At 67.3% G+C, this 17,710-nt stretch carries 17 protein-coding genes; 10 read left to right on the top strand and 7 right to left on the bottom strand.

Annotation, left to right across the window (positions count from 1 at the left end; all coding sequences use genetic code 11):
- The first annotated feature begins 203 nt into the window (after positions 1-203).
- The gene (locus tag KXV01_RS19205; RefSeq protein ID WP_263468013.1) at positions 204-1,262 is read left to right on the top strand and encodes a metal-dependent hydrolase; all 1,059 of its coding nucleotides are present in this window, start codon (positions 204-206) and stop codon (positions 1,260-1,262) included.
- 48 nt (positions 1,263-1,310) lie between these two features.
- Here the strand turns inward: KXV01_RS19205 and KXV01_RS19200 are convergent, their stop codons facing one another.
- The 5 genes from KXV01_RS19200 to KXV01_RS19180 form a co-directional block, all read right to left on the bottom strand.
- Complete coding sequence (locus tag KXV01_RS19200; protein WP_111096795.1) at positions 1,311-2,138, bottom strand: class I SAM-dependent methyltransferase; 828 nt, start codon at positions 2,136-2,138, stop codon at positions 1,311-1,313.
- Between the two features lie 59 nt (positions 2,139-2,197).
- Positions 2,198-3,193 (bottom strand): tRNA dihydrouridine synthase DusB, encoded by a 996-nt coding sequence (gene dusB / locus KXV01_RS19195; RefSeq protein ID WP_049414075.1) that lies wholly within the window; start codon positions 3,191-3,193, stop codon positions 2,198-2,200.
- Between the two features lie 147 nt (positions 3,194-3,340).
- On the bottom strand, positions 3,341-3,772 hold the full coding sequence (locus tag KXV01_RS19190; protein ID WP_049441332.1) for a hypothetical protein: 432 nt from the start codon (positions 3,770-3,772) through the stop codon (positions 3,341-3,343).
- A gap of 149 nt (positions 3,773-3,921) precedes the next feature.
- The gene (locus tag KXV01_RS19185; RefSeq protein ID WP_049414049.1) at positions 3,922-4,887 is read right to left on the bottom strand and encodes a ribokinase; all 966 of its coding nucleotides are present in this window, start codon (positions 4,885-4,887) and stop codon (positions 3,922-3,924) included.
- A gap of 25 nt (positions 4,888-4,912) precedes the next feature.
- The gene (locus tag KXV01_RS19180; RefSeq protein WP_049414048.1) at positions 4,913-6,211 is read right to left on the bottom strand and encodes a nucleoside transporter C-terminal domain-containing protein; all 1,299 of its coding nucleotides are present in this window, start codon (positions 6,209-6,211) and stop codon (positions 4,913-4,915) included.
- Positions 6,212-6,404: 193 nt separating this feature from the next.
- On the opposite strand from KXV01_RS19180, the gene KXV01_RS19175 reads away from it, so the two are divergent.
- The 7 genes from KXV01_RS19175 (at position 6,405) to KXV01_RS19145 (ending at position 12,939) form a co-directional block, all read left to right on the top strand.
- Positions 6,405-7,376, top strand: coding sequence for an aldo/keto reductase (locus KXV01_RS19175; protein WP_111096820.1), 972 nt, complete (start codon positions 6,405-6,407; stop codon positions 7,374-7,376).
- A 201-nt stretch (positions 7,377-7,577) separates the two neighbouring features.
- The gene (locus tag KXV01_RS19170) at positions 7,578-7,772 is read left to right on the top strand and encodes a hemin uptake protein HemP (RefSeq protein ID WP_005412278.1); all 195 of its coding nucleotides are present in this window, start codon (positions 7,578-7,580) and stop codon (positions 7,770-7,772) included.
- Between the two features lie 189 nt (positions 7,773-7,961).
- Positions 7,962-10,118: a TonB-dependent hemoglobin/transferrin/lactoferrin family receptor gene (locus tag KXV01_RS19165; RefSeq protein WP_111096794.1), complete on the top strand. Its 2,157-nt coding sequence runs from the start codon at positions 7,962-7,964 to the stop codon at positions 10,116-10,118.
- Positions 10,119-10,122: 4 nt separating this feature from the next.
- Complete coding sequence (locus KXV01_RS19160; RefSeq protein ID WP_111096793.1) at positions 10,123-10,722, top strand: Hemin transport protein; 600 nt, start codon at positions 10,123-10,125, stop codon at positions 10,720-10,722.
- 72 nt (positions 10,723-10,794) lie between these two features.
- On the top strand, positions 10,795-11,724 hold the full coding sequence (locus KXV01_RS19155; RefSeq protein WP_111096792.1) for a DUF6607 family protein: 930 nt from the start codon (positions 10,795-10,797) through the stop codon (positions 11,722-11,724).
- Positions 11,725-11,998: 274 nt separating this feature from the next.
- Positions 11,999-12,529 carry a hypothetical protein gene (locus KXV01_RS19150; RefSeq protein WP_021203454.1) on the top strand — a complete coding sequence of 177 codons (531 nt, stop codon included), beginning with the start codon at positions 11,999-12,001 and terminating at the stop codon, positions 12,527-12,529.
- A complete protein-coding gene (locus KXV01_RS19145) occupies positions 12,523-12,939 on the top strand; it encodes a hypothetical protein (protein ID WP_146256731.1) in 417 nt (138 codons plus the stop codon). Before KXV01_RS19150 ends, KXV01_RS19145 begins: the two co-directional genes overlap by 7 nt.
- Before the next feature lie 78 nt (positions 12,940-13,017).
- Here the strand turns inward: KXV01_RS19145 and KXV01_RS19140 are convergent, their stop codons facing one another.
- Together KXV01_RS19140 and KXV01_RS19135 are read right to left on the bottom strand one after the other, a co-directional pair.
- On the bottom strand, positions 13,018-15,534 hold the full coding sequence (locus KXV01_RS19140) for an FtsX-like permease family protein (protein ID WP_164283324.1): 2,517 nt from the start codon (positions 15,532-15,534) through the stop codon (positions 13,018-13,020).
- Positions 15,531-16,178, bottom strand: a complete 648-nt coding sequence (locus KXV01_RS19135) for an ATP-binding cassette domain-containing protein (protein WP_164283326.1) — start codon at positions 16,176-16,178, stop codon at positions 15,531-15,533. The genes KXV01_RS19140 and KXV01_RS19135 overlap by 4 nt, the downstream gene beginning before the upstream one ends.
- A gap of 75 nt (positions 16,179-16,253) precedes the next feature.
- Between KXV01_RS19135 and KXV01_RS19130 the strand changes: the two genes are divergently transcribed.
- Both KXV01_RS19130 and KXV01_RS19125 read left to right on the top strand, forming a co-directional pair.
- Positions 16,254-16,898 carry an arylesterase gene (locus KXV01_RS19130; protein ID WP_099485346.1) on the top strand — a complete coding sequence of 215 codons (645 nt, stop codon included), beginning with the start codon at positions 16,254-16,256 and terminating at the stop codon, positions 16,896-16,898.
- Positions 16,899-16,985: 87 nt separating this feature from the next.
- Positions 16,986-17,699: a response regulator transcription factor gene (locus KXV01_RS19125; protein ID WP_002811889.1), complete on the top strand. Its 714-nt coding sequence runs from the start codon at positions 16,986-16,988 to the stop codon at positions 17,697-17,699.
- Positions 17,700-17,710 lie beyond the last annotated feature (11 nt).

Raw genomic sequence — 17,710 nt, 5'->3', positions numbered from 1 at the left:
CGGGATGGGGATCGCTCGGCTCGTCTGTCGGCTGCTATCCGCAGATATCATGTTGACGGTCCCTCCACCCTGGCTCCTACATACCGCGTAGGAGCCGGGAGGAACATACAAGCCCATGCTCGGCTGACGTGGCGCCGAACGAAGAGCAGCCGAGCATGGGCTCAGCTCTACATACACCGCGCGCAAGCCGCTAGCATCGGCCCATGGATTCATTGACCCAGATCGTGCTCGGTGGCGCCGTCGCTGCTGCCATCGCTCCGCCCGGCCATCGCCGCGCGGCCCTGCTGGCCGGTGCCGCGCTCGGCACCCTGCCGGACCTCGACGCGCTGTGGCTTGGCTTCACTGCGGCCGACCCGGTGGCGAACATGATCGAGCACCGCAGCTTCAGCCATTCGTTGCTGGTGCTGCCCTGGGTGGCTGCACTGATCTGGTGGTTGTTCAAGCGCTTCGGCAACGGCCGGGTCGCGCAGTCACCGCTGCGCTGGTTCTGGGCGATCCAGCTGGCGCTGGTCACCCATCCCGTGCTGGATGCGTTCACCGTCTACGGCACCCAGCTGTGGTGGCCGCTGCGGCCACAGCCGACCATGGGTTCCAGTGTCTTCATCATTGATCCTGGCTACACGGTATGGCTGCTGCTGGGTTGCGTGCTGGCCTGGTTTGGCCGCGCCCGCCCCTGGGCTGGCAAGGTGCTGGGTGTGGCGTTGCTGGTCAGCAGTGCCTACCTTGGCTGGGGGCTGATCGCCAAGGCGCAGGTCGATCGGGCCGCGCAGCAGAGCCTGGCCGCGATGGGCCTGGGCGATGCGCCGCGCTTCTCGGTGCCGATGCCGTTCAACACCCTGCTGTGGCGGGTGGTGGCGATGACGCCCAGCGGCTACGTGGTGGGCGACCGCTCGCTGGTGGCCGACCACGGGCCGATGCGGTTCGAAGGCCATGCGTCCAACGTACAGGCCTTGCGCGAAGCGCAGGCCATCCCGGCGGTGCAGCAGCTGCAATGGTTCAACCGTGGCTTCATGCGTGCGCAGGTCGTGGACGGAAGGCTGGTGCTGAGCGACCTGCGTATGGGGCTGGAGCCGGACTACACCTTCAGTTTCGTCGTCGCCGAGCAGGCCGACGGGCAGTGGCGGGCGATCGTTCCCGAGCAGGTGCGGGTGGACTACAGCAGTCCCGCCGCGCGTGCCGACGCCGGTCGCCGCCTGGCGGCGATGTGGCAGCGGATCTGGCAGGAGCCCGCAGCCTCCGCGACTGGTGCGGCGCACCCGTAGATCCACGCCATGCGTGGATGGCGGGACCATCGGCAGCGCCGCGTCGGCTCAATACACCGTCGCGCGGCCCTGGACGAACGAGTAGAAGAACACGGCGTTCGGGTCGTTCTGCACCAGGCGGAACTCGCGGCGCATGCCTTCCACGGTGTCCTCGTCCACCGAGCCGGCCTGCAGCAGCTGGTCGGCGGCCGACAGCAGGAGCTGTTCCCAGAACGCGATCATCGTCTTGCGACGCGCCGGTTCGCGGTTGTCCAGGTGGATGGTCTTGATCTCGGTGTGCACGTCGCGGAAGCCGCCGGCCAGCAGCAGGTTGCCCAGCTTTGCACCGACGAACGGGTCACCGCCGTGGTCGTACTGGAAGTCGTTGAAGGCCATCCAGTAGCGCCAGATGTGCGGCGAGTACGGGTCGAGCAGGAACGAGGCATTCATCACTTCGGTGATGTAGACCGGCGAACCCGGTGCCAGCACGCGGCGCACTTCGCTCAGCACCCGCGCTGGTGAAGGCACGTGTTCCAGCACCCAGCACAGGAACGCCGAGTCGAAGCTGCGTGCCTCGAACGGCAGCTCGCCGGCGTCGGCCTGCTGCAGGGTGTAGCGGTCGCTGCACCACGGCGTGCGCCCCAGGTTCTCGCGCGCTGTGGCGAGCTGCGTTTCGCTCAGGTCCACGCCGGTCACGTGCAGCTCGGGGAAGCGGCGCAGCAGGATCTCGGTCTGCGCACCGACGCCGCTGCCGACTTCCAGCAGACGCCGCGCGCCGCTGTAGTCGATCTGGCCGAAGATGCTCGATTCCAGCAGCCGTGCCTGGGTCATCAGGCGCTGCTGTTCGGTGCCGGAAAACCCGTGCAGGTAGGTCGGAGAGGAGATCGGCGGGGTCATGACGGCGGCTCTTGTAGCGTCGAGCTGGCTCGACTGTTCGGAAACGCGGGGCTGGCTGCTCAGGCCGCCGAAGACAGCGCCGGTTCCCCGGCGATCAGGCGGTCGAAGTACTCGGTGGTCAGCGCGATCTGGCTCTGCGGGTCTTCGGCACGGTTGACCACCGCGCGGAACGCGGCGTTCTCCGGACGATCCTTGGCATACCAGCCCAGGTGCTTGCGCGCGATGCGCACGCCCTGCGGTTCACCATAGAAGGCATGCAGCGCGTGCAGGTGGCCGAGCAGGATGTCGCGCACTTCCGCCAGCGATGGCGGTGGCAGTTCCTCGCCGGTGGCCAGGTAGTGCGCCACTTCGCGGAAGATCCACGGCCGGCCCTGCGCGGAGCGGCCGATCATCACTGCATCCACCCCGGTCTGCTGCAGCACGTGGGCGGCCTTCTGCGGCGAATCGATATCGCCGTTGGCGATGACCGGAATGCGCAGTGCGGCCTTGATCTCGCCGATGGTGGCGTACTCGGCCTGGCCGGTGTAATGCTGGTCGCGGGTGCGGCCGTGCACGGCCAGTGCAGCGATACCGCTGTCCTCGGCGATGCGCGCGATCACCGGCCCATTGCGGTGGTCACAGTCCCAACCGGTGCGGATCTTCAGCGTGACCGGCACGTCCACCGCGTTGACCACGGCTTCGAGGATGCGCGCCACCAACTGCTCGTCGCGCATCAGCGCCGAGCCGGCCCAGGCGTTGCACACCTTCTTGGCCGGGCAGCCCATGTTGATGTCGATGATCTGCGCGCCGTGGTCGACGTTGTAGCGCGCGGCCTCGGCCAGCTGCTGCGGCTCGGTGCCGGCGATCTGTACGCTGATCGGTGCCGGTTCGCCCTCATGGTCCATGCGGTGGATCGACTTGCGCGTGTTCCAGAAGCGCGGGTCGCTGATGGTCATTTCCGAGGCGGCCAGTCCCGCGCCCAGCCGTTTGCACAGCAGGCGGAAGGGCTTGTCGGTGACGCCCGCCATGGGGGCCAGCACGACGTTGGGGGCAATGGTGTACGGGCCGATCTGCATGCGCCCATTGTAGGGCGAGGGCGGCGGTACGGCCGTGTCGGGTACGGTCCGGTTCAGGCCGATCGGCACCGACCTCATGCCGTACCGGCATCAGCAGATGCTTGACGGTTGCTTCCGTCGCCCCCAGGGGCGGGCCATGGTAGGCGGCTAGCCCAGGCTCTGCCAGGCCTGCCGGGTCCCCAGCGCGAAGGCCAGCCCCAGGCCCAGGCAGACCAGCGAACTGACCACCCAGAAGCGCCGGCCGTTGTAGCCGGGTCGCAGCAGCGCCAGGCCGAAGCCCATCGCCGCGCGCAGCAGCAACAGCAGGGCGATGCCCGTCAGGACCAGGCGGCTTGCCGGCAGCGGCGAATGCCAGCCCGCGGCGGCCAGTGCGTACAGCGCCCAGGCCACCAGCACGGCAGTAATGCCGGCGGTCATCAGCGGCGGCCACCAATGCCCGGCCTGTGCCAGCCGGACCATACGCTGGCCAGCACCGAAGTACCTGTACCAAGGGGCGCCGAAGGCGATGCAGCCGATATGCAGCAGGGCTGCAATGGCACTGCCGGCGGCCGCGAACAGCAACCAGGGGAATCCGTCCATGTCCTGCCCGTGCAAGGAAGCTGCGCGGATGGTGGGCCAGGGGCAGGATGTGGGCAATGCGACAGGCGGTCGCAGGGGCCGGGCAATGGGCAAAAGAAAGGCCCAGGTGCCTGTGCACCCGGGCCTCGTCATCCACGCGTGGCGTGGAATTACTTGGCTTCGGCGTCGGCCGGGGTGAAGCGCGGCATCGCCGCTGCAGCGCCTTCCTTCTCGGTTGAACGACCGGCGAACTGGTTGGCGAAGCGCACGTGGCGGGCGAACGGGGCGTCGGCCACCTGCGCCAGCGACGCGGCCAGCGCACCGTTGAAGGCGTCACCGGCACCGGTGGTGTCGATCGCCTGCACCTGTTCGGCACCCACGCGGTAGTACGGCTGGGTATCGCCGCGCAGGTTCTCGTCGGCATGCGACACGAACACGCCCACCGAACCCAGGGTCACCACCACGGTACCGTTGCCGACCAGCTTGCGGCACAGCGCGTGCAGGCTGGCGCCATCCAGTGCGGCGACATCGTTGGCATCCACGCGCTCACCGACATGGCGGCCGAGCAGCGCGGCGAACTCGGTCTCGTTCGGGGTGATCACATCGGCCAGCTTGAGCAGGCCAATGGTCGAGGGCGCGTCGGCCGGTGCGGTGTTGAGCACGGTGGTGACACCGGCCTCGCGGGCCGTGGCCAGCGCCGCTTCGATGGTCTGCACCGGCGATTCCAGCTGTACCAGCACCACCTTGGCGCTGGTCAGCAGGGCCTGCTGCTGTTGCAGGAAATCAGTGCTCAGCGCGGCGTTGGCGCCCGGGCCGATCACGATGGTGTTGCGGCCACGCGCGTCCACGTAGATGCCCGCAGTGCCGGTCGGCTCGCTGCTGGCTTCGGCGATCAGCCCGAAGCCGTCCTGCGCAGCCAGCTCGCGCGCGGTGGCGCCACCAGCGTCATCGCCCAGCGCGCACACGAAGTGCGTGTCGGCGCCGGCGCGGCAGGCCGCGACCGCCTGGTTGAAGCCCTTGCCACCGGGGCCGGTGCTGTAGCGGCCGGCAATGGTCGCACCCGGTGCCGGCAGCGACTCGCACCGCCACACGTGATCGACATTGAAGGAACCGACGACAACGACACTGCTGCTCATAGGAAATCTTTTCTCAACCAGGGGTTCAACTGAAGTGCGTCAGCACGCCGGCGATGGTCGCCGTCATGAAGGTGGCAATGGTACCGCCCAACACCGCGCGCAGGCCGAACTTGGCCAGATCGTGGCGACGTTCCGGCGCCAGGCCGCCGATGCCGCCGATCTGGATCGCGATCGAGCTGAAGTTGGCAAAGCCGCACAGCGCGTAGGTGGCGATCAGGCGACCTTCGTCGGACAGGCTCACGCCCGCCACCTGGCCGTTCACGATCTGCGACAGCTCGGTGTAGGCCACGAACTCGTTGATCACGACCTTCTGGCCGATCAGCGAACCGACGGTGGTGGCATCAGCCCACGGGGTACCGATCACCCAGGCGATCGGGGCCAGCACGTAGCCGAAGATGGTCGACAGGTTGGTCGGCTTGCCGATGGCAGCGGCCAGGCCGGTCACATCGCCGATCCAGGTCAGCGGGGCGTTCAGCAGTGCGATCAGGGCGATGAAGGCCAGCAGCATCGCGCCGATGTTCAGCGCCAGCTTCAGGCCGTCACCGGCACCGGCAGCGGCCGCGTCGATGATGTTGCTGGAGGTCTTCTCGACTTCCATCTTCACCGTGCCGCGGGTCAGCGGGGTGCCGGTTTCCGGAATCAGCAGCTTGGCCACGACCAGGGTGGCCGGTGCGGCCATGATGCTCGCCGCCAGCAGGTGCTTGGCATAGAAGGCCTGCTGCACCGGGTCGCCACCGCCGAGCATGCCCACGTAGGCCGCCAGCACGCCGCCGGCGATGTGCGCCATGCCGCCGATCATCATGGTCAGCAGCTCGGACTGGGTCATCCTGGCGATGTACGGGCGCACGGTCAGCGGCGCCTCGGTCTGGCCGATGAAGACGCTGGCGCAGACGCTGGTGGTTTCCGCGCCGGACACGCGCATCACCTTGGTGATCGACCAGGCCATCACCCGAACGATCGCCTGCATGACGTTGAGGTGGTACATCACCCCCATCAGCGCCGAGAAGAAGATGATGGTCGGCAGCACCTGGAAGGCGAAGATGAAGCCGTAGTTCTTGGTGTCCATCAACGAGCCGAAGATGAAGCCCGAACCCTCGTTGACGAAGCTCAGGACCTTGACGAAGCCCTTGCCCAGCGCATCGAACACGTCGCGCCCGCCCGGCACCAGGATCACCAGCGCCGCGAAGGCGATCTGCAGGGCGATACCGGTGGCAACCAGCTTCCAGTCAACCGCACGCTTGTTGTTGGAAAACAACCAGGTGATGCCGATCAGCACCGCCAACCCGAACAGGCCGAAGCCGATCCTGCCCAAACCTTCGACCATGTGAGTGACTCCCCTGGGGCGTCGCGAAAAACGGGAAGCCTAGTGCAGGGCAGGGGCCGGGGCAAGAAAAAGCAGCGTGCGCGCGCCCATCGGTACCGATCAGGCCAGCAACGGCAAGGGCTCGCGGCCGGCGGCGGCAGGTAGAATGGGGCTCGATCCCGGCCCGGATGCGGGCCCGCAGCAGGAGATTCGCATGCAATACCGTCGCCTGGGCTCCACCGGCCTGCCGATTTCCGCCCTGTCCTTCGGCGCCTGGGTGACCTTCGGTGACCAGATCCCGCGCGACGAGGCCCGCAACCTGGTGGCTGCCGCCTGGGACCACGGCGTCAACTTCTTCGACAACGCCGAGAGCTATGCCAACGGCCGCGCCGAACAGGTGATGGGCGATGTGATCGCCGACCTGCGCCTGCCGCGCGACGGCATCTGTGTCTCCAGCAAGGTGTTCTTCGGCAGCGCCAGGGACCCACGGCCGACCCAGCGCGGCCTGTCGCGCAAGCACGTGACCGACGCCTGCCACGCCGCGCTCAAGCGCCTGCGGGTGGACTACCTGGACCTTTATTACTGCCATCGCCCGGATCCGGACGCGCCGATTGCCGAGACCGTGCATGCCATGGATACCCTGGTGCGGCAGGGCAAGATCCTCTACTGGGGCACCTCGGAGTGGTCGGCGGTGCAGATCCAGCAGGCGCTGGACATCGCCGGAGCACGCAACCTGCAGGGCCCATCGATGGAGCAGCCGCAGTACAACCTGCTGCACCGCGAACGCGTCGAGGTCGAGTATGCGCCGCTGTATGCCGGTGCCGGCCTGGGCACCACCATCTTCTCGCCGCTGGCCTCGGGCCTGCTGACCGGCAAGTACGACCAGGGCATTCCGGCCGACGCGCGGCTGGGCCGGGAAGGCATGGAATGGCTGCAGGCGCTGGTGCTGGGTGACGACGCCGAGGCCCGCCTGGCCCAGGTGCGCCGCTTCAGCGAAGCAGCGCGCGAGCTGGGCCACGCCCCGGCCACGCTGGCGATTGCCTGGTGCCTGCGCAATCCGAACGTCTCCAGCGTGATCCTCGGCGCCAGCCGGGTCAGCCAGCTGCTGCAGAACCTGCAGGCGCTGGAGGTGCTGGAGCAGGTCGATGCGGCTGGCTGGGCGCAGGTCGAAGCCGCCTTTGCCTGAACCCCGGGGCCGACCGGGCCTTGGAGGCCTCGGTCGGGCCGGCTCGGGCTCGGGCCTCGGTAGAATCGCCATTTGATTGACATGATCTATCGAATTTCAGAATTCGATCATTAATCTCATCAATCAAATTGAGAATGGTTGTTGATTGTCAACTGAGAATCATTATCATTTGACTTGTCCCTCGCACGAGTCCAGATGCTCATGAATGCTCAACCTGTACTGCTGCGCCCCGAAACGCTGACCCTCCGCGATCGTCCGGTCCGTGTCGTTCCGCCGGAAGAGGTGATCGACAGCGAAGCCCTGCTCAAGGGCCGTCGTGAAATCCTGATCCAGCACGGCGACCGCTTCTACCGCCTGCGGCACACCAGCAACGACAAGCTGATCCTGACCAAGTAATCGCGGCCTGGTCGCCCGCCTCCCTCCCTCCTGCCGGCAGCGCCGGCAGGGTGGGCGACCCGTCCGCGCCCGCTCTCTCCCCCTCGGTCTACCGCGTGCACCTCCCGGGTGTGCCGGTAACCGGGGGTTCCCCTGCCTGACCGAACGAACCCGATGACCCGCCCTACCGCCCTTTGCCTCGCCGTCTGGATGGCCCTGCCGCTGTCCGCCCACGCTGCCGCCGCGGCCACCGCCGCCCCCGAGGCGCGCGACTTCGACCGCGTGCAGGTCACCGCCACCCGCACCGAGCGGGCAGTGAGTGACGTGGCGGCCACCGTCGATGTCATCGACCGCGAGCAGATGGACCGGCACCTGGTGCAGGACATCAAGGATCTGCTGCGCTACGAGCCGGGCCTGTCGGTGAGCCGCAGCGCCGCGCGCTTCGGCCTTGGCAGCATCCGCATCCGTGGCCTGGACGGCAACCGCGTGCGCGTGCAGACCGATGGCATCGCCATGCCCACCAGCTTCAACATCGGCTCGTTCTCCAACGCCAACCGCAACTTCACCGATCTGGACACGCTCAAGCGCGTGGAGATCGTGCGCGGCCCGGCCAGCTCGCTGTACGGTTCCGACGCGCTCGGGGGTGTGGTGGCCTTCGTCACCAAGGATCCGGCCGATTACCTGAAGGATGGCAAGGACAGCTACGTCGGCCTGAAGTTCGGCTACGACGGTGAGTGGAAGGGCCTGCTCGGCGGCGTGACCGGCGCGTTCGGCGGCGAACACTGGAGCGGCATGGTCAACATCAACCATCGCCAGGGCCAGGAAACCGGCAACAAGGGCGACGTCCGCAGCCTCGACAACACCCGTACCGCGCCCAACCCGCAGGACCGCGACGGTCGCAGTGGCCTGGCCAAGCTGGTCTATGCACCGAGCGAGGACCAGCGCTTCCGCCTGACCGTGGAAGGCAACGAAGACAACACCGATACCAACGTGCTGTCTTCGATCGACCGTACCACCACCACCGGCATGAAGGCGCGCGACACGCAGAACCGCACCCGCGTGTCGTTCGCCCATGAAATGGATGCGCTGGACAAGGGCTTCGCCGACAGCCTGCATTGGCAGCTGTATACCCAGCACAGCGAAACCACCCAGATCACCGACGAGGACCGCGCCAACCGCAGCCGCCGCCACCGCGAGTTCAACTTCGATCAGCGCGTGTACGGCCTGCAGGCACAGTTCAACAAGGCGTTCAGCACCGGCAGTGTCGAACATGCGCTCACCTACGGCTTCGAAGGTGCGCATACCGAGATCCGCCAGAAGCGCGACGGCTACCAGGTCCTGGCCAATGGACAGGCCAGCACCACCATCCTGCCCGATGCCTTCCCGGTACGTGATTTCCCGATCAGCAAGACCACCGAGCTGGGCCTGTACGCGCAGGATGAAATGCGCATGGCCGACGGGAGGCTGTCGCTGGTGCCGGGCGTGCGTGTGGATCGTTACGAGCTGAAGCCGGAAGTGGACAGCATCTTCGCCGACGACAATCCCGGCGTTGCGGTGGCCAGGCTGACCAAGACCAGCGTCTCGCCGAAGCTGGGCATGGTCTATCGCTTCAGCGACGAATGGTCGCTGTTTGCCGGCTATTCGCATGGCTTCCGCTCGCCACCGTACAACGACGTCAACTTGGGCTTCACCAACTTCGCCTTCGGTTACACCGCCATTCCCAATCCGGACCTGAAACCGGAAACCAGTGATGGCATGGAGCTGGGCCTGCGCTTCCTGTCACCGGCCGCCTACGTCAGCGTCAGCGGCTACTACAACGAGTACAAGGACTTCATCGAGTCGCAGTCGCTGGTCGGTACAAACGCGCAGGGCCTGATGGTGTTCCAGTCGCGCAACATCGCCGATGCGCGCATCTACGGCGCCGAACTGAAGGCTGGCGTTGACTTCGGCCAGATCAACCCGGCACTGCAGGGTTGGGCGCTGCGCAGCTCGGTGGCCTGGTCGCGCGGCGACAACAGGACCGAGGACACGCCGCTGGATTCGGTCGACCCGCTGCGCGGCACCGTCGGCCTGATGTACGACACCGACACCTGGGGCGTCGAACTGGCCGGCACCTTCGTCAAGCGCAAGGACCGCGTCACCGCAGCGACGGTGTACCGCCCGGCCGGCTACGGCGTGGCCGACCTGATGGCGCACTGGAACTTCGCCCCGGGCGCGACCTTCAACGTCGGCGTGTTCAACCTGGGCGACAAGCGCTACATCGATTGGTCCAACGTGGGTTCGACGCTGTCGCCGACCAGCCGCGTGCTGGATCGCTACACCAGCCCGGGCCGCACCCTTTCCGCCAGCCTTGCCGTTTCCTGGTGACCTCATGAGCCGAGCCTTGTCCGCACGCAGGAATGACGCCATCGCCGTGCAGGGCAGCGCGGCCTGGCCGACCCCGGCACAGCTGGCCACGCTCGGCACCGTGTTGTGCCTGTACCACGCCGACGGCAACGAGTTGGGTGGCTGGCGCCAGGCGGTGCGCGTGCACGCCTGCCAGGGCGTGGACAGCGAGGGCATACGCGAAAGCCTGTGTTTCCTTGATGCCCGCGGCCGCTGCGTGTGGCGCCTGTACCTGCTGCCCGACAGCGATTTCCTGGCCTGGGACCGGCTGGTCGCGGCGCTGCCGCCGGGCCCGAAGCACGACAGCGATGGCAGTGTTGGCGAACGCCTGTGGCGGCGCCTGGCCGGCCATCTTGGCGGCCAGCGCTGGCGCCTGTGCGCGCTGCGCCTGCATGCCGCCGACGACGGACGCACGCTGGCCGCCAGTCTGTCGACCCTGTCCTCGCTGGGCGCGGCCACCGCGCGCCGCATCGCACGCCTGGAAGGTGCTGAAGGCGAGCTGGCGATCGACGATTGCTGCTGCGCTGGCGCCGCGCGCCGGCCGACACCGCGTATTCCCGGCGACCTGCCGCTGATCCGCCTGTGATCCTTTCCTGATGGAACGCCCGACGGCCCTGGAAGGCCTCTCAACGAACCTGCAACCCCGAAGGAAGACCCGATGAAGTTCCAGACAGCCAGCGTCATGCTGCTGCTCGCTGCCAGCGGCGTGGCCAGCGCGCAGCCCTCCGACATCGCCCGCGACCACGACAGCATCCTCGCCATGCAGGGCGAGTACACCATCGATTTCGCATTCGACGAGACCGTGCTGCTGAAGCCCGGCTACGAGCGCGCCCCGGCGATGCGCAGCGGCGGCAACGAGCTGGTGATCGTGGTCGAGGACACGCCGAAGCGCATCGTGCTGCAGCACCTGCTGCTGGACGAGAAGAGCGGCCACATCACCAAGCACTGGCGCCAGGACTGGGTCTACGAAGCACCGAACCGTTTCGAATTCAGCGCCGACCAGACCTGGCAGGTACGCCGCATTCCCGCAGCGGTGAACCAGGGCGCCTGGACCCAGTGCGTGTACGAAGTGAGCGACGCACCGCGCTACTGTGGCACCGGTAAATGGACGTACACCAACGACGTGCCGAGCTGGACCAGCGACCTGAGCTGGCGGCCGTTGCCGCGTCGTGAGTACACCAAGCGCAGCGACTACAACGCGCTGGCCGTGGTCAACCGCCACACGCTCACGCCCAATGGCTGGACCCACGAGCAGTTCAACACCAAGGTGCAGCGCAACGCCGACGGCAGCCAGGTGGAGATCGCCCGCGAGTTCGGCTTCAACGATTACGTGAAAACCACCGAGATCGACTTCACCCCGGCCCGCAATTACTGGAAGGCCACTGCCGGTTACTGGGCCAAGGTGCGCCAGCGCTGGGACGGTTTCCTCGGCCAAGCCCCGGGCGTGCACCTGAAGACCAAGCTCGACGGCATGGCGATGATCATTCCGCTGTTCACCCAGGCCGAAGCGATCCAGTCCGGCAAGAAGGTGAAGGACGCGCAGATCGACGAGGTGTTCGCCAAGTACGTGGAAAAGGCGCCGAACTGAGGCCACGTGTGGAGTCGAGCTGTGCTCGACTCCACAACCGCATCCACTCACGGCGTGGCTCTGCCGGGCCGTTCATGTGCTCTTGGTAGGTGCCGAGCTTGCTCGGCACGCTTTCGGTGGTGATGCGATTCGGTGTCTGCGCGCGTCGCCGAACGGATTGGTGCCTTGTGCGCATAAACATGACGCATTTCGCTGGATTTCGTCCGAGTCCGCTTTCCGGCTTCTGCGCATGGGGTAGGGTGGCCGCCCACGCAGTCATTGAACGTCGCCGCAGATGAAGCTTTCCGCCTTGTGCAGTCAAATGTTGTCCGGCGAAGCCTGCGATGATATCGACAGCTTCTTTCTCGAAATCGATGACTTCGAGGAAGCCGCACTTGTTTCGCGAACCCAGCGGATAGACGGGCTGCTCGCGCGTCTTGGGCCTCGATGGACATCGGCTTATCTGTTCAGTCTCTGCATGCATGTTCTGGCGACCGTTCGTATTGCCGGCAGCGCACGCGATCCAGCCGGAGCGAAGATGTTTCTGGCATTGAGCTTCACCGATTTCGAGCTGTATGCGGAAGAGGGCGTGCTGCTCCCCAACGTTTTCTACTATCCAGGTTCGGAGGGGGTCGCATTTGGAGCCCGGCGCTGGCACGAAAGTGGCAGCAACACCTCGACGGAAATCGACGCCGTGCGCTCCGTTGTCGAAGATGCTGGCCTGCTCGCGGGTTTTCGCTTCTGCGAAAGCCGCACTGATGGCCCTCCCGGTTACGAAGTTGTTCGTGTCTTTGCGATTCCAATGCATGGAAACGAGGCTTGCTGATGGTCGTGCCAGAACGCCAGATGTTCGATACCTATCTGTCCGACCCGCAGGTCTACGATCGTCTTGAACAGCATATCCACGACCACTTCATGACGGGAATCAACGCCGCAAGCCTGCGCATTGAAGACTTCCGCAGCCCGCACTACAACACGTTCTTCGTCGATGGCACTAAGGATCGCGGTGCCAACCCGATCTTCTCCGCCAAGCACCTGCCCAGCGGCAACATCATCCGGGTCGTCATTTTCGACAGCCCGCCTGAATACAGCGAAGTCCGTAAGCGGGTGGGGGATAATGAGGAGAAGGACGAGCTCTGCGTGTTCATAACGCTTCTGGGCGTGCAGCGCGCGATGAGCGCGACCGTGGCCTGGGCGCAGCAACAGGCGTCCATCATCCCGGCAACTCGTCAGTAGACCCACGCCATGTGTGGATGCGCTTAGGTGGGGCGCGCAGCGTACAGCCGGCCCCACCCGCAGCGTGTCACGGTCGCCTCAGGCCTCGCGCAGCGCCAATGCCGGCGGCGTATGCAGGATCGCCCGCGTACCCCACCAACCCGCCAGCAGGCTCAACCCGATGCCGACCACGCCGCCGATCAGCAGCCCCGGCCACGGCGGCAGCAAGGGCAGTTCGAACACCTTCTGCGAGACCGCCACGCCGATGGCAGCCGCTGCGCCCACCGCCAGCATCGCCGCCAGCGTGCCCAGCGCGCCGAACTCCACCAGTACCGCGCCGCGCAACTGGCGCCGGGTCGCGCCCAGCGTGCGCAGCACCGCGCTGTCGTAGCGGCGCTCGCCGGCGGTGGCCTGCAGCGCGGCCAGCAGCACCAGCACGCCGGCCAGCAGGCTGAACACCATCACCAGCTGCACCGCCTGCGCCACGCGCTCCATCACATCGCGCACCTGCGAAATCACCGCATCCACGTCCAGCAGCGACAGGTTCGGCTGTGCGCGCACCAGCTCGCCCAGGCCCGCCGCCTTGCCGGCCGGCAGATGGAAGGCCGACAGCAGGTTGTGCGGGGTGTCGCCCACTGCATTCGGGTTCAGCAATACGAAGAAGTTTGGCCGGAAGGTGTTCCAGTCGGCCTTGCGCACACTGGTCACGGTGAACTCGCGCTCCTGCTCGCCTACTGCAATGGTGATGCGGTCGCCCGGATACACGCCGTAGCGCTTGGCCCAGCCGATTTCAACCGACGCCTCCGCCGCCGTGCTGTCGGGCGTCCAGAAGGTGCCGTTCATCAGCGTGTTGGCCGGCGGGAAGCTGCTGCGCCAGCTGAAGTTCAACGGCCGGTTCTCGTCGTCGTCATCGCGCTGGGCTTCGCCTGACGCCGGCTGCCCGCCCTGGTCCGGCGAGCGATCCACGCGCAGCGGCGGCTTGCCGTTGATCGCGATCAGGCGGCCGGTGGCCATCGGTTCGATGCTGGCGTCGTTGGCGCCCAGTCCACGCAGCGCGGTCAGCACGCTGTCGCGCTGTTCGGGCTGGATGTTGATCAGGAAGTAGTTCGGCGTATCCGCAGGCAGGCGTTCGCGCCACTGCTGCAGCAGGCCGGGGCCGGTCACCGCCAGCAGCAATAGCGCGCATAGCGACAGCGACAGTCCCACCAGCTGCATCACCGCCAGCAGCCGGCGCCGGGTCAGCGCGGCCAGGCCCAGCCGCCAGTGGCCGTGCAGGCGGTGCTGCAGGCCGCGCAGCAGCTGCAGCAGCACGAAGCCGACCGCACCGGCCACCAGCGCCAGCGCGGCCAGGCCGCCCAGCACCCACAGCGCCAGTTTCAGATCGCCGGTGACTTGTACGGCCAGCAGCAGGCTGGCTGCCAGCGCTGCCACATAGGCCAGCAGTGACGCCGGCGGCAGGGCAGCGAAGGAACGGTTGAGCACCCGCATCGGCGGCACCCCACGCAGGCGCAGCAGTGGCGGCAGGCCGAAGCCGAACAGCAACAGCAGGCCGATGCCGGCGCCGGTCAGCGCAGGCATCGCCTCGGGCAGCGGCAGGCGCTGCGGCACCAGGCTGCCCAGTACCTGCACCAGGCCTTCCTGCGCGGCCATGCCCAGGCCGATGCCGAGCGCACAGGCCGGCACCGCCAGCATCAGCAGCTGCAGCGCCAGGCCCAGCAGGATGTCGCGCTGGCGCGCGCCCAGGCAGCGCAGGATCGCGACCTGGTCGATGCGGCGCAGGGCGAAGCGGTTGGCCGCCAGTGCCGTGGCCACGCCGGCCAGCAGCACCGCCAGCAGCGCGCTCAGGCCGAGGAAGCGCCCGGCCAGATCGAAGGCCTGGCGCACGCCGCGCTGGGTGTCGTCCACGCTCAGCAGGCGCAGGCCCTTGACCTGCGGCAGCAGCCACTGGCGCAGCGCGGCAATCTGATCGGCCGGTCCAGCGAACATCAGCCGGTAATTGATGCGGCTGCCCGGGCCGAGCAGTCCCGTGCCTTCCACATCGGCGCGGTTGACCAGCAGGGTGGGCGAGAGCGTCAGCAGATCGCCGCCGGTGTCCGGCTCGGCCTCGATGATGCCGACGATGCGCAGCGTGCCGGCGCCGAATTCGAGGTCATCGCCGGCCTTCAGGCCCAGCCCCTGCAGCAGGCGCGGGTCGGCATAGGCCTGGCCCTTGGGCGGCATGCCGGCATCGGCGATCAACGTACCGCCGGGCGTGGCCCGAACCCGCAGCGTGCCGCGCAGCGGATAACCCACCTGCACCGCCTTGATGCTGGCCATCTGGCTGGCATCGCCGTTGAACAGCACGCTGCCGAAGCTGGCGATGCGGGTATGCGCCAGTCCACGCCGTTGTGCCTCGTCGGCGAATGCCTGCGGCGGGTCATCACGCCCGGCGATGCCGAGATCACCACCGAGCATTTCCGCCGCGCTGCCGGTCAGCGCCAGGTTGACCCGGTTCACCAGCGTGCCCACCGCGGTCATCACCGCCACGCCCAGCACCAGTGCGGCGAACACGGTCAGCAGGTCACCGGCCAGGGCCTCGCGACGCAGCGCGCGCCACGCGTGCCGCAGCAGGTTCATGCCTGGGCTCCGCGCTCAACCGGCAGCAGGCGGCCGTCGTCGATACGATGGATGTACTGGCAACGCTGCGCCAGGCGCATGTCGTGGGTGACCAGGACCAGGGTGGTGCCGCTGCCGGCGTTGAGTTCGAACAGCAGGTCGCTGATGTGCTGGCCGGTGGCGTGGTCCAGCGATCCCGTCGGTTCGTCGGCGAACAGGATGCGCGGGCGGGTGACGAAGGCACGTGCCAGTGCCACGCGCTGCTGCTCGCCGCCGGACAGCTGGCGCGGGTAGTGGCGGGCACGATGGGCCAGGCCCACCTGCGCCAGCACCTCGTCCACCCGCGCGCGGTCCTCGCGTCCGGCCAGCTCCAGTGGCAGCGCGACGTTCTCGGCGGCGGTCAGCGCCGGCAGCAGGTGGAAGCTCTGGAACACGAAGCCAACCGCGCGCGCGCGCAGCTGGGCCCGCGCTTCTTCATCGAGGTCGCCCAGGTCCTGGCCCGACAGCGCAATGCGGCCGCGGCTGGGCAGGTCCAGCCCGGCCAGCAGGCCGAGCAGGGTGGTCTTGCCCGAACCGGAGGCGCCGACGATGGCCGCGCTGGTGCCTTCATGGACGGTCAGGGTGATGTTGTCCAGTATGTGGACTTCACCCTCCGGGCCCTGCACGGATTTGCCGACCTGGTCGACGGCGATGGCGACGGGCGCGCTGCGGGGGGACAGGCTGTCGATGAGGAGACTCCAATGCGCAAGACGGGATGGAGCCGGCGAGCCGGCGCGATGATGGTGCTGCTGCTAGGGTTGCTGCTGTTGCCAGGGCTGGCCTGTGCCAAAGGTCCGGCCGGCACCGTACTGGTGCTCGGCGACAGCCTCAGTGCCGCCCACAATATCCCTGCCGACGCCGGCTGGGTCAGCTTGCTGCAACAGCGGGTCAGGCAGCAGTCGAAAACCCCGGCGCGCATCGTCAACGCCAGCATGAGCGGGGAAACCACCGCCGGCGCGCTGACCCGCCTGCCGGGCCTGCTGGCCAGGGAGAAGCCGACCGTGGTGGTGATCGCGCTGGGCGGCAATGACGCGCTGCGCGGGCTGACCCCGGCGCAGGTGCAGGGCAACCTGGGAAAAATGGTGCAGGCCAGCCAGAAGGCCGGTGCCAAGGTGCTGCTGCTGGGCATCGACGTGCCCCCCAACTACGGACCGGCCTACCGCCAGCGCCTGGCCGCGGCCTACAAGGCGCTGGCCACGCAGTACAAGGTGCCGCTGCTGCCGTTCCTGCTGGAGGGCGTGGCCCTGCAGCCGGGCATGATGCAGGCCGACGGCCTGCACCCCACGGCGCAGGCGCAGCCGAAGCTGCTGGACAATGTCTGGCCGCTGCTCAGGCCGCTGCTCTGAACCGTTTGTGTACCTCTTGACGGAACTTCACATCGCGTCCACCGTCGATCCGGCATGTTTCACAAAGCTGAAGTTAGAGGGAATCACATGCGTCAGACGAAGGAGACCTCCGGCTTGGTGCTGGTGGTCGAAGACAACCGCAACATCTCCGAGATGATCGGCGAATACCTGGAAGGTCGCGGCTTCGAAGTCGACTATGCACAGGACGGCCTGGATGGCTACCGCCTCGCGGCGGAAAACAGCTATGACGTCGTGGTGCTCGACTTGATGTTGCCGCGCCTGGATGGCATCGAAGTGTGCCGTCGCCTGCGCAACGACGCGCGCAAGTCCACGCCGGTGCTGATGCTCACCGCACGCGACACGCTGGACGACAAGCTCACCGGCCTCGGGTTCGGCGCCGATGACTACCTGACCAAGCCGTTCGCGATCCAGGAGCTGGAAGCCCGCCTGCGCGCGCTGATCCGTCGCGAACGCCGCCAGGTCGGTTCGGAGGTGCTCAAGGTCGCCGACCTGGTGCTCGATCCGGTCAGCATGCGGGCTACCCGTGCCGGCACCGAGCTGCAGCTGTCGCCGATCGGCCTGCGCCTGCTGACCATCCTGATGCGCGAATCGCCGCGCGTGGTCACCCGCCAGGAGATCGAACGCGAGATCTGGGGCAATGGCCTGCCGGATTCGGACACCCTGCGCAGCCATCTGTACAACCTGCGCAAGATCATCGACAAGCCGTTCGACCGTCCGCTGCTGCACACCGTGCAGAGCGCCGGCTACCGCATTGCCGATATTGCCCAGCCGATGGCCTGATCGGGGCCCGG

Origin of the sequence: Stenotrophomonas sp. Ps181, from assembly GCF_025697425.1 — a bacterium.
Taxonomy (GTDB): Bacteria; Pseudomonadota; Gammaproteobacteria; order Xanthomonadales; family Xanthomonadaceae; genus Stenotrophomonas; species Stenotrophomonas sepilia.
This window is presented reverse-complemented; position numbering and strand designations above follow the sequence as displayed.